This window comes from Moorena producens 3L (assembly GCF_000211815.1).
Classification (GTDB): domain Bacteria; phylum Cyanobacteriota; class Cyanobacteriia; order Cyanobacteriales; family Coleofasciculaceae; genus Moorena; species Moorena producens.
The window spans coordinates 1-11,847 of sequence record NZ_GL890815.1 but is presented as its reverse complement, the minus strand read 5'-3'; the positions used below and the strand labels follow the sequence as shown (position 1 = coordinate 11,847).

Below are 11,847 nucleotides of genomic sequence, written 5' to 3'. Positions count from 1 at the left end.
ATTTACCTCTCACACACATGAGTCGGATCGTCGGCTTTTTCGGCAAATTCCAAACCTCTAGCCAAACGCCAAGCGAAAATCGGTGGTAAACCAGCATCTAAGATGGCAGCGCAGGTTGTTTGATAGTCATACTCCACTTCCCGCAAGTTTACTGCTTGTGTTTCCGTGTCATAGATAACATAGGTAGCATTGGGACGACCATGACGGGGTTCGCCTACCGAACCGACATTGATAATTCGCTTCAGGGGAGTATTAAAACTTATGGTTGGTTGTTCGTTTCTACTGGGTTGACGAACTTTAACCTGTAATTGTCCAGAATCTAGGGTGCGGACATAGGGAAAGTGGGTATGTCCGCAAAATAATATATCTGCATCGCTGGAGAGAACTCTTTCTAAAGCAGTGAAAGCATCCATTTCGGGTAACAAATATTCGTGGTTGCTATTAGGACTACCATGTACGAAACAGAGATTATCTTCTTTGTAGGTATGGGGTAGTTGGGCTAAATATTCCCTAACTTCGGCATTGACGTGCTTATTTGTCCATTCGTGGGCAATTTTACCTCTTTTTTCCGCCAACAGGGAAGGATAACTACATTCACAAGCATTTAGTCCTTCTACAATATCTTCATCCCAACAACCCTGTACAGTGGGAATATCTAAAGAACGAATTTGTTCCACCACTGCATTAGGATAGGGACCATAACCCACTAAATCCCCCAGACAATAAATCTTTTCTGCTTTTTGTTCGTCAATATCCAGTAAAACTGCATCTAAAGCTGCATAATTACCATGGATACAAGATATCACTGCTATTTTCATACCACTTCTACCTCTGGTTCACTTTCTAAAGACTCTTTTACTTGTTGTTGGTAATAATTAATTGCCGATTCGGGAAGACAGCAATCTCGGACAGTTTGAACAATTTCAGCTTTATCTAAATTACTACCTACTATTTCAAAACCACTAAAACGATCTGGTTTACCATTTAACCAACGGGGTAATTTTAAAGGTTTAAATGCTAATTCCGATTCCCCTAGTATGAAGTCACCATAATAAATTTGTCCATCCACTAGGTCGAAAATTCCTTTTACCCGAGCTACCTCACCGTAAGCACCTTGAGTAAGTTCCAGCCAAAAAGTAGCTAAACTATCAAAATCTACAATTTCCCCCGTCAAAACCCCCCGATGAATCTGCAAAGCTGTGGTTGGCTTACTGATGTTATTTCCTGGAATAACTTCATCCGCCCAAGTATTTAACTCTGTACTATCTGTATCGCCGGGGATTATGGCTACTCGATGGGGGTTCAAAGTTTGCAGTAAAGGTTCAATTCCGGCTAAATCCAAATACCAGGGAATCTCTAGATAAGTTATGGTTTTGTCTAATTCCGCTTCTTCCCCTGTCTGATAAAGTTTTAGTTGAGGGTATTCACTTTGGAGATATATTGCATCAATGGGTACGGAATCAGTTTGAGGACTGAAATAACCTACAGGTTTATTGGTTTGGGCTATTTGTTGACCAATCCAGTGGGTTTTACCGCCACCGGTCGGACTGGCGACAGCAATAATCATAAGCAGTTTTGTTGATAACGATAATTATTGTATCAAAAAAAGAGATGAGCTTTATACCCATCTCTCATGCTGTCACGCGAATTAATTAATGCATTGAACGGTTGTAGTGAATTAAACTCATAAACTCCTGACGGGTTTTTGGATCATCTGCAAATACGCCTCTAACCGCACTAGTGGCAGTCCAAGAACCAGGTTTTTGGACTCCTCGCATTACCATACACATATGGCTTGCTTCCACTACTACCGCCACCCCTTTTGGTTTTAATAATCCTTGAAGGGCATCGGCAATTTGGGCAGTTAATCTTTCCTGTACCTGCAAACGTCGTCCGTACATTTCACAAATACGAGCAATTTTTGACAGTCCGATTACCTTACCGTCGGGAATATAAGCGACGTGAGCGTGACCGAGAATAGGTAAGATATGGTGTTCGCAGGAGCTAAATAGGTCAATGTCCCGAACTAAGACCATTTCATTTGTATTTTCGTGAAATACTGCCCCGTTGAGGAGTTCGTCTAAAGATTGATGATACCCAGAAGTCAGAAATTTTAAGGCTTTAACCACTCTTTTAGGAGTATCTTTCAAGCCTTCGCGGTCTGGGTTTTCTCCCAATCCTAAAAGTAAAGTCCGTACCGCTTGGCGCATCTCTTCTTCAGAAACGAGAGGTTGTTGGATGGTATTTAGTTTTGGTAATTTGCGATTAATTTTATCAATCTGGTTGGGTTCGGACTTACCTAAGGTCATGAATTTGAATTAGATGAAATTAAACAGTAACAGAAGTAGCCAAGCAGTTATTTAACTTTTGGCGAAGTTTATCGGTATCTATAATGATAACCGATAAAGACTAGCTGATTCGTAAATTCGCACTAAACCTTGTAGGATAAGGCTTGCGCTACAATAGCAAAACTGAACTATTTAATAACCAAAAGACAATCATACCAAGGCTTTCAGACTTTTTGAGATTTACGTTACGAATCAGCTGTTAATTGCGATGCGGCTTTGCCGACGCTACGGGAACGCAACGACTTCTGTTTCTTTTGCTCAAAGCCAGCTAAAATATCGCAATCAATAGGACTAATGTACCCCACATTCCGCAGGTGGGTCAGATCAACAAATAATATTTTTGGCAGGGAGCACCGAGAAACTGTAGAATCCCTTGATGCTCTTGGGTTAAGTTGATAATCTGTTGAACTCCATCAACAAGACCTATGTGAATCGACTGAAAACACTGAAACACCCAACGCATTGTTGGGGTAGCCGTCGGCTTACCTAATTGATTGTCAATGGTTTGTTTGGTTCTGCTGAGAGCTTGGCGTAAGGCTCTGTGAGCCAGAGTATAAACCAACAAACACAGACCCATCACCATGTGCGTTGGCGGCTACCCGTTTAGGAGTTTTGAGAAAGACACTGTAGGCATACGAACATCGGGTCTTTGAGAAAACGGAAACCCCTCTCAGTGCATTGTTGCCCTTTGTACTCACAGAGGATCTCCTCTGGGCTAAGTTGTTTCGACTCCAAGACATTGGTGGCTTGAACGAACCGTCCCGCCCTTCTTCGAGCCAGGGCAACCACCTCTTGTTTAACTTTCAAAGTCCCTTGGAGACGATAGTGATAGCCGTCTGGAGGTTGTCCTATTCGCGGTCGTCCCGGTTTGTGGTAGTAAGGATGTGGCACGACTTCGAGCTGAGACAAGCGCATGATAACGCAACTGTTGATTCAACTTTTCCCCTGCCCTGAAGGCATCAGCAGCACAGGCGAAGTCCTGTTGCCCTAACTGCAACAGTAGCTTTTGAGCCGACTGCTGATGCTGTTGGATTTTCTTGTTCTTGCTGCTTGAGGTCAGCTTCTTTTCTAGCTTGACTCTCCCGCTTCCGGAGTGTACTCGAAAAAGCAAGCGAGCGAAGCTGAATAATCATTAGTTACCATGTTCAGTAACACTCGGCGGATTGTGCTGTATGATGGCAGTCGGTTGACTTGAAACAATTGGCTCAACTCCTCACGATTGTTTCAATCCAATCAGCGATCGCTAAAAATCTTTTATTCCCTGCAGCTACTGCTAGGGTAAAGATAGCCAGACATATAGCCACGCTCGTGTCAACATCCGCTGCCCTAATCGAGCATCTGGTAAATCAGAAAAGGCTTCTAAAATAGCAATTTGACCCATTGATGTTGATTCTCTTGTGCCCTTGTGCCGGGAGCAGGTCTTGCGTTGCAGAACAAATGAACTATGTACCATCACAGCAAGCTTAAACCCATGAGGGGGCATAAGATTTAGTACAAATGTTCGGCATTTGTGACATGCTCCCTGTTGTGCCAAAGCATCTTATCTTACCATCTAGAATGAAATAGCCCTGTACCAATTACGGAGAGGAGGTTTAATTTTGAAGTGCCAGGGAAGTAAGTTTTAAAAAATTGTAACTGCCCAGATAGGGTATCTAGATAAAGACAAGCGGAATGTGGGTTTAAAACGTCGGAATCATGGTAAACTGAAGGGGGATATGAACTTGCGATCGCACCATAAAAACCTGCCGACAAGTTGAGACTTCACCGGACTGGAACCCCAATTTTCGGCAAACTACGAGCAATAATCACTAAGTGATCGCCAGACAGTAGTGTTTGATCTTTAGGGGGATTAATTAGGGTTTCCCGATTTCCATTGCTATGGCGCTCTATTGCGATCAACGTTGTATCAAACTCCTCTTTCAACCGCCGAGCAGCTTCCCAGAAGGAAATGTCAACCCACCTCTGTGGTAAAACAATTTTGTAGAATTGGTTTCCCACTTGCACAGTTAGCAACTCTGCCAGCACATCTACAGCCCCTAGGTTCCGAGCTGAGGTAGCAATTAAGTGACTGGCTAATTCATCAACAACAATAACATCTTCAACTCCCGCTACTCGCAGTTGGACATTGTTTTTCCGGTCAAGGAGTTGAGCACAAGTGTAGATTCCGGGTTGGAGTTTTTCAATGGTCAAGGCAGCTAGGACTGTCCGTGCATCCCGGTCTTGGTCACTTCGAGGACGGGTAGAATCAGCAAGGAGGATTGCCCGTGAGGCATGATAGATCCCCACACTTTCGAGGACATCAATAGTAGTGTAATCACCAATATAGAAATATATTTGGGAACGGTTAACTCCTTTGAGTTCCCACTCTGGTGTGTCGGTAAACTCTGCCACAACCACCATTGGATAGTGCTTGAGCTCAGAGTCTGCCTGGAGTTCCTCAATGAGTAGGTGACCACCTCGGTTCCAGCCGCAGATAACAATGTGATTGCGCAGTTCATCCAGTTCCAAGTATTTCACCTCCATAACTGTTCTAAGTCGTTGCACCATTACTGCTGAAACTACACCGGTGAAGACGGCAAACATAGTTAACCCGCCAATGACTACCATGAGGGTAATCAGACGCCCAGCATCAGTCTGGGGTTCACCACCAATGGGTTCTCCTGATATTAGGGTAAAAAAACTCCACCATAAAGAGTCTCTTAGGGAAGCAAATGACTCATTCTGTCCTCCCTCCAGCAGATAAATCCCTAAAGCACCGACTAATGTAATTAAGCCGATAATCAGAAAAACTCCAATCTGAGCACTAATACTGGCAGCGAGTGAGGAAGAGATACGGTTGAGGTTACGGTTTACCAAAATTCCGACTCTGAGCAGCCTTAACATCCGTAAAACTCGCAATAAGCGGAATGCCCGGAACAAAGGCAGCACAGCAACAATATCCAGCCAGTAGTGACGCAAGAACCGACGTTTGTTTCTTGCCACTAGGTAGCGGATTGTTAGTTCTACGATAAATATGCCCGTCAGTAGCTCTTCGCTTACATAGACCAGTCCATATATGAAACCTGCACCCTCTAGACTTGCTTCAACAACCACTAGAACTACCGAAAGTAGAATTAGCAGAATGAGGGTGAATTCAGTTTGGGGAGCATGAATGAACTGGTCAAGACGGGACTTGATGGTTGATGACAAGTTAAAGTCTTCTATATTAAATGGAATTCACTCCATTTAATATTAAGAATTTTTAATTCTGAATGCTTCCCCCACCTGAGTTTTCATGGTGTGGGTATCCGTCTTAATTACAAGGTTTTATCCCTCGCGACAGGCGGCATTCTCGCGCCTGTTGCCAGGACTTTTGCTGGACTATTCCCCCAAGTCGTTGTCTTGATGCAATAGCGAGTGGGGGAAACCACGGCAGTCGCTCATGGGGGGAACCCCCAAGACCGCGCTGCCTCCCCAAGACCGTAATGGTGCGCTTTCCGTAGGCGAATTAAATTCGCCACGGGTCGCACCTCTGCATCGCTTCCGCTGTGGGGCTTATGCTTAGAAACTTTCACCTAGAGTCTGACGTTTATAAACCGACAGAGCGAGGAAAAACAGGTTTAATTTCCCTATCGTGAGAGGTCGTGCCTCCAGTTTGCTCAGAATCTCGTTCTGCCCTTTGCCGTACCACTCAAGATAATTCAATTATATCACAATTTGCCGCTCCTTGACCCCCACCTGCGTTCTCGTGGTGGGGGAATGCGTCGCTCATTTTTGTTCAATTTCCACAGGTTTGCTCCTAGCCGGTTGTACTACCCTCGGAAACTCTTAAGAGTCAGCATCAATCAACTCAATCTTCCTACCAGCGGGGGGATTAAACCTGGGCGGCTCTAACTGAGTCGGTGGTTTGACGATACCCGATGGTGAGGTCACTTCCGGTGGTGGAACCACAATTGGGAAGGAGCGAACCGGTGATGGCGGTTTGACCACTGATGATGGTTTTACCACTGATGGTGGGGAGGGAGCTGGTTTCGGGATCACCACTTGTGGGGGAGATGGAGGCGGAACCGGTCTTGGTCGTCTTACGGGCACAGGAGGTGGGGGAGGTGGGGCTAAAATCTTGCGCCATGATTGAATTTGCCGTTGGGCTTCCTGGTAAGGGCGAGTACCAGACGGAACTATGTTTGCGATCGCAATGGATTCAGACAGGTTATAGGCAGAACGACTTCTGGCTATGGATAGGATTTTGTAACTCCAGCGATTGACTACTGTTCTCGCCTCGCTACGGGATTTGGTTGAGGTTGGCACTTGCCTAGCTACTCGAATCGCTTTTCTTAGGGCTTGTGGAGTTCCAGCCTCAGCAATTTGGTAAGCTTCCCGTAAACGCTGCTGACCCTCTAGTTCTAACTTCCAGCTTCTGACTTTGCTTTGGGCTTCATTGTACAGAGCCCGACCTGCCTTAATTTGTTGGGCAGTTGCCACGGCTGCATATAGATCACCCCGGATTGCCAGAGTGCGTGCTTGGTCTAAATAAGGTTGGTCTTCTTGCTGCTGGATACTTCTAGACCACTGATTAATTTTACTTTGAGCTTCCTGGTAAAGACTACGACCTCGGGAAATTTTACGGGCTTCTTGAACAGCAGCTTGCAAAGAATCAATGCTGCCATAACTAGCCAGTTGTGCTGCCCGTTCCAGGAATGGCCTGTCTTCGATCAGCTGAATTTGACGAGTCCAATCTCGAATTTCGCCCCGTGCTTCCTCATAGCGGGGATTACCACGAGGGATCTGTTCCACTTCAGCTACTGCCAGTCTTAAGTCACTAGGTAAACCCGAGGTAGCATAGGTTCTGGCTCGCTCAAGTCGCGCCACATCTTCTACTTCTCGTTGCCAACGGCTAATTAATTGCTGCCCTTTCTTATATAGGGGACGTTCTGATCCCAGCTTTTGGGCAGATGCGATCGCTTCTTCTAAATCCCAGGTTGTACCAGACTCAGCACGAGATAGGGCATGAGCTAGGTCAATTAAATCCGATTTGAGTTCAGGTACTTTAATCGTTTCGGGAAGTTTATAGGCAATGTCAAGAACTTCGGACCACTTACCTTGCTCTAGCTTGTTCTGAGCAATCTCCACCAGCTTGTTGCCAGAGTCTTTAATTAAATCCTGAGCTTCTTTGTAAGCATAACTTTGCTCTGTGATTTCCTTAGCTTTTTCAATAGCTGCCAGGATCTTCTCTATATTGCCACTTCTACTCAGCTCATAAGCCTTATCCAGCTTAGCCGAGTCTTCCCGTCCCATCTTAATCTTATCCGTTAGCTGGTTATACTTAGCCGTAGCCCAGTAGTCATTGTCCACATAGGTCAATCGTACTGCTTCGCGAAATGCTAAGTTCCAGTTTGATAACCTCAACTGTTTTTCCGCTTGCTCATAAACTCCCTCTGCCCTCGACCAGATTTTCTGCCAACGTTTTACCCGCTTTTCTACTATCGCGCCAGCTACGGATTTTGAAGGAATACGTTTAGCAATCTTAAGAGCTTCACTGAGCTGACCAGCTTGAAACTTAGCTTCCCCAATCTCTAGGATTACCTGTGACCACTCTTCGATATGTTGGTTAACTTGTGGGCGTAACGGGTGATCTTCGGGCAGGGCATCCACTAATGCGATCGCTTTTAGCAACTGGGGGACAGTTTGCTGATTTGCTGCCACCTGAGCACAAGATAGGCGCATCGATGCTGAAGCCGTTGGCCAAAACACAGCACGGCAGTTTGGTACAGCTGGCAACCTTAACAACATCATTGCTGAAGCAAATCCAGCACTACCGAAAAGCAACACAACTAAAGCTGACCAAAACTGCCAACTGCGAGGCAAGAGGTTTTTTACTCCAGTCGTTTTTCCTGAGGGAGCTTGTCTACCGGTAGTTTGTGCTGTGTTTAATCGAGAGTTAGCTACTGGTTGACCAACCCCAAATTTTTCTGATTGCTGGGGGGGCTGTGTCGATGGGTTTCCTCGGTCAGGATAGTTTACGTTCGGTTGAGTAACCGGCTGGCTCTGGTTAGGTTGCCAGCCATTAAACTTACCTGAACTTGAACCATTTGAGGTTGGCCAACGGTCTGGAAATTCTCTATTTCTGGTCATAATTCACTTCCACACTCCCTACACCGGAAGACAGCAGGTTGTTTACAGCAACCTCAGTTGTTGAGATTTTACCCACCTTACACATATAGAGTCTACACCCTATCTTATAGTAGTGTTCTTATAATTCTGGTTGAGTTTATATGCTGATCCATATTTCTTGCAATCCTTTACAAGTCAGGATTCTAATCTTCCAGTTACAGTAGGAAGTCCAGTAGCTACTGAGTTTACAATTCTTTTATCAATTGAGATAGTTGATCGGGATTGGCATGATAGACCTCTGAGCAAAAATGACAAGTTGCCTCAGCGCCACCGTCTTTTTCTATCATATCCTGAAGTTCCTCTTTTCCCAGCATTTTCAGAGCCCCCAACATCCGGTCAAAGGAGCAACCACAGTTAAAATGCAGCATCTGGGTTTCTGGAAAAATCTCTAGCTCCATATCCCCCAGCAACTGTTCAAAAATCTCTGGTAAGGTCTGGTTAGCTTGGAGCAGTGGTGTAAAACCTGATAGTTTGGTAATGCGAGATTCCAAAGTTTGAACTAATGCCTCATCCGTTGCTGCCTTAGGCATAACTTGGATTAAAATACCCCCAGCCGCAGTGACCCCTTGAGCACCTACGAATACACCAACCACCAGCGCTGATGGGGTTTGTTCCGAATTTAGCAGATAGTGAGCGATGTCATCACCTATTTCACCAGAAACCAACTCTACTGTACTCGAATAGGGATAGCCATAACCCACATCCCTAACCACGTATAGGAAACCATCCCTACCAACAGCACCACCCACATCTAATTTGCCCTTCTTATTTGGTGGCAGTTCCACCTCTGGGTTGTCTACATAACCTCGAACTTTACCATCTAATCCTGCATCCACCATAATTCCACCCAGTGGACCATTGCCGTTGATACGAATATTGACCCTCGACTCTGCTCGCTTCATACTAGAAGCCAGCAGAAGACCTGCAGACATGGTACGACCTAGGGCAGCCGTTGCCACATAAGAGAGTTGGTGACGTTGTCTAGCTTCTTCCGTCAGGCGTGTAGTAATCACACCAACTGCGCGAATACCCCCTGAAGCTGCTGTGGCGCGAATTAACTGGTCAGCCATAGAAAACTCTTACACTTCTTAATATAATTAATGTTTATTTTACAAAGTATTGAGAAAGTATCGAGTCCCTTGCTTGCCCTCTCCTTTTAGCCGAGGCATTAAAACAACAGACGGGATTTATCCCATTGGTTCATTCACAATAATTACAAATATTTCCTACGAGTAAGGACGATCTAACCAAAATGCTAGGAATCTTTCAAAAAAGTCATCTGAGGATTGAAGTCGAAGCACCACAAAATGTTATCCGGGATAGTCTGCTCTATACCGCGCAACTGCACCAGTGGTTGTGGCCGGAGAATTTATCTTCCGAGTTACCCGAACAGCTAGATTTAGGATTGACCTTTACTTCTTCCATCGGGCCAGTAGCAGTACAACACAAAGTTGAGCTTGTTCAGCCCAACTGTTTAAGACTGCTCTTGAGCCAGGGAATTGATGGTTATCATGAATGGTATTGGGGAGATGGTTGGGTACAATCTCGCCTAGAAGGGGTGTCTTTGTTACCATTAAATTGGGGTCAAACCTTAAGTTTGCTGAGGCTACGTCAGTTTGTAGAGCAGCATAGAGCCTCTGAGGGCTAACGTAAAAATTGATCTAAAGCCGCTTTCAACTCCTCAATTTCTACCTCAATGTTGCCCTGCTCAGCGGCACGACCGATACACTCGCTTAAATGTTCATCCAGGATAATTCGTGCTACTTTATCCAAAGCTCCTCTAACTGCAGCAATCTGTACCAAAACATCAGGACAGGGGCGACTTTCTTGCACCATAGTCTTAATCCCTCGAATATGCCCCTCGATTCGAGACAGGCGATTGATAATTCGCCTCAGAGATTCTTCATCATGGACGTGACCATGGGTATGTTCACTATGGTTGTGATTCAGTTCTTGAGTCAGGGCATATTCTCTATCTTTCGAGATCATAGCGGTTTTATTAGTTTTATTAGTCCAAGGTTAACCAACTTCCTGGGTATATCATTATTGATAATTATTAAGCTTAACTTCTTCGGGTCTCAAGGGCTGATCACCCCTTGAGGTCAACCTCTCTCACTCTCGGTGCGCGCCTCCTAGGGTCGCACCGTCTGGAACTCGCCCAGGTACTACTAACGTCATAGTAATAACTCTCAAAATAGCGATTAGATGCTTGTAGCAACTAATCCACAATCCTACAAATCTGCCTCGAAACCCACTCCTGGCTCTGGGTGGGAGGAATATCAGGGAAGGTAAACTTGAGTTAGGGGTTAACACTAAGGGTCAGCAACAACTGACTACTAACCACTAGCCAAAGCCAAGTAAATCCCATGGGTTTTAGGTCGTGGGATTGGCTTAGCAATAGTATTCCCCAAAATTAACCAGAAGAATACGATAATACTATGTCATCAACTAAATTTTCGATTTGGCTTCGCTCAATTAGTAACTATCTCTTGGCTATTTTACTTGGAGTCTTATTGACAGTTGGCGTTTATCGTGTATCTCCCTCCAAGGCTGCTCCTGTACCCAGCACAGACTCAGTAACTCCGCCACTGATCGCCCAACAACTGCTAAGTCCACAGCAAGCTAGTAATAGCAGTTTTGTAACAGCAGCGGTGAATCGGGTTGGAGCAGCAGTGGTGCGTATTGACACCGAGCGCACAGTTTCCAGGCGCGTCGATCCCTTGTTTGATGACCCCTTCTTCCGGCGCTTTTTCGGTGATGACTTTTCAGCCCAAATTCCCCAAGAAAGACGTTTACAAGGTCAAGGCTCTGGCTTTATCATTGACAACAGTGGCATCCTACTGACTAATGCCCATGTTGTGGAAGGTGCAGATAAAGTAACCGTTACCCTCAAGGATGGGCGCAAGTTTAATGGTCAAGTCAAGGGTGTTGATGAATTCACTGACTTAGCTGTTGTCAAAATTAACGGTACTTCCTTACCGATTGTCTCTCTAGGGGATTCGAGTCAAGTTCAGGTTGGAGATTGGGCTATTGCTGTTGGTAACCCCCTAGGGCTAGATAATACAGTGACTTTGGGAATTGTCAGCACCATAGGACGCTCCAGCGCTCAGGCAGGTATTCCCGACAAGCGACTGGACTTTATACAAACCGATGCTGCTATTAATCCTGGAAACTCTGGTGGTCCGTTGTTGAATGCTACAGGGGAAGTTATTGGCATCAACACTGCTATTCGGGCTAATGCCATGGGAATTGGTTTTGCTATTCCCATCAACAAAGTCAAAGAGATTTCCAACAAACTAGCCCAAGGGCAAAAAGTTGTCCATCCATATATCGGTGTTCGGATGACAAC

10 protein-coding genes and 1 pseudogene are annotated in these 11,847 nt (G+C 45.3%); 2 read left to right on the top strand and 9 right to left on the bottom strand.

What is annotated here, in order from left to right; genetic code table 11:
- Positions 1–2: 2 nt before the first annotated feature.
- The 8 genes and pseudogenes from LYNGBM3L_RS00050 to hslO all read right to left on the bottom strand — a co-directional run bounded on the left by LYNGBM3L_RS00050 (position 3) and on the right by hslO (position 9,568).
- Positions 3–818 (bottom strand): metallophosphoesterase family protein, encoded by an 816-nt coding sequence (locus LYNGBM3L_RS00050; protein ID WP_008177497.1) that lies wholly within the window; start codon positions 816–818, stop codon positions 3–5.
- The gene (locus LYNGBM3L_RS00045) at positions 815–1,567 is read right to left on the bottom strand and encodes a CobW family GTP-binding protein (RefSeq protein WP_008177495.1); all 753 of its coding nucleotides are present in this window, start codon (positions 1,565–1,567) and stop codon (positions 815–817) included. Before LYNGBM3L_RS00045 ends, LYNGBM3L_RS00050 begins: the two co-directional genes overlap by 4 nt.
- An 85-nt stretch (positions 1,568–1,652) precedes the next feature.
- Positions 1,653–2,309, bottom strand: coding sequence for a GTP cyclohydrolase I FolE (folE, locus tag LYNGBM3L_RS00040; RefSeq protein ID WP_008177493.1), 657 nt, complete (start codon positions 2,307–2,309; stop codon positions 1,653–1,655).
- 358 nt (positions 2,310–2,667) lie between these two features.
- A pseudogene (locus LYNGBM3L_RS50065) lies at positions 2,668–3,430 on the bottom strand (IS1634 family transposase); the annotation flags it as partial.
- Positions 3,431–4,109: 679 nt separating this feature from the next.
- Positions 4,110–5,537 carry an ion transporter gene (locus LYNGBM3L_RS00030; RefSeq protein ID WP_008177483.1) on the bottom strand — a complete coding sequence of 476 codons (1,428 nt, stop codon included), beginning with the start codon at positions 5,535–5,537 and terminating at the stop codon, positions 4,110–4,112.
- Positions 5,538–5,767: 230 nt separating this feature from the next.
- Positions 5,768–5,902: a hypothetical protein gene (locus tag LYNGBM3L_RS48235; protein ID WP_267871959.1), complete on the bottom strand. Its 135-nt coding sequence runs from the start codon at positions 5,900–5,902 to the stop codon at positions 5,768–5,770.
- 253 nt (positions 5,903–6,155) lie between these two features.
- Positions 6,156–8,459, bottom strand: a complete 2,304-nt coding sequence (locus LYNGBM3L_RS00025; protein ID WP_008177481.1) for an AAA family ATPase — start codon at positions 8,457–8,459, stop codon at positions 6,156–6,158.
- Positions 8,460–8,683: 224 nt separating this feature from the next.
- Positions 8,684–9,568: an Hsp33 family molecular chaperone HslO gene (gene hslO, locus LYNGBM3L_RS00020; protein ID WP_008177479.1), complete on the bottom strand. Its 885-nt coding sequence runs from the start codon at positions 9,566–9,568 to the stop codon at positions 8,684–8,686.
- Between the two features lie 182 nt (positions 9,569–9,750).
- Between hslO and LYNGBM3L_RS00015 the strand changes: the two genes are divergently transcribed.
- The gene (locus LYNGBM3L_RS00015; RefSeq protein WP_008177476.1) at positions 9,751–10,146 is read left to right on the top strand and encodes a hypothetical protein; all 396 of its coding nucleotides are present in this window, start codon (positions 9,751–9,753) and stop codon (positions 10,144–10,146) included.
- Here LYNGBM3L_RS00015 and LYNGBM3L_RS00010 read toward each other — a convergent pair.
- The gene (locus LYNGBM3L_RS00010) at positions 10,143–10,487 is read right to left on the bottom strand and encodes a metal-sensing transcriptional repressor (protein ID WP_008177474.1); all 345 of its coding nucleotides are present in this window, start codon (positions 10,485–10,487) and stop codon (positions 10,143–10,145) included. The two genes, LYNGBM3L_RS00015 and LYNGBM3L_RS00010, sit on opposite strands and share 4 nt — an antisense overlap.
- Before the next feature lie 449 nt (positions 10,488–10,936).
- Here LYNGBM3L_RS00010 and LYNGBM3L_RS00005 point away from each other — a divergent pair.
- Positions 10,937–11,847 (top strand): trypsin-like peptidase domain-containing protein (locus LYNGBM3L_RS00005; protein WP_008177472.1); only part of this gene is annotated, 911 nt, incomplete at its 3' end.

Coding starts and splice junctions, on each gene's coding strand:
- LYNGBM3L_RS00050 (WP_008177497.1), bottom strand. CDS start 818: ATGAAAATAGCAGTGATATCTTGTATCCATGGTAATTATGCAGCTTTA.
- LYNGBM3L_RS00045 (WP_008177495.1), bottom strand. CDS start 1,567: ATGATTATTGCTGTCGCCAGTCCGACCGGTGGCGGTAAAACCCACTGG.
- folE (WP_008177493.1), bottom strand. CDS start 2,309: ATGACCTTAGGTAAGTCCGAACCCAACCAGATTGATAAAATTAATCGC.
- LYNGBM3L_RS00025 (WP_008177481.1), bottom strand. CDS start 8,459: ATGACCAGAAATAGAGAATTTCCAGACCGTTGGCCAACCTCAAATGGT.
- hslO (WP_008177479.1), bottom strand. CDS start 9,568: ATGGCTGACCAGTTAATTCGCGCCACAGCAGCTTCAGGGGGTATTCGC.
- LYNGBM3L_RS00015 (WP_008177476.1), top strand. CDS start 9,751: ATGCTAGGAATCTTTCAAAAAAGTCATCTGAGGATTGAAGTCGAAGCA.
- LYNGBM3L_RS00010 (WP_008177474.1), bottom strand. CDS start 10,487: ATGATCTCGAAAGATAGAGAATATGCCCTGACTCAAGAACTGAATCAC.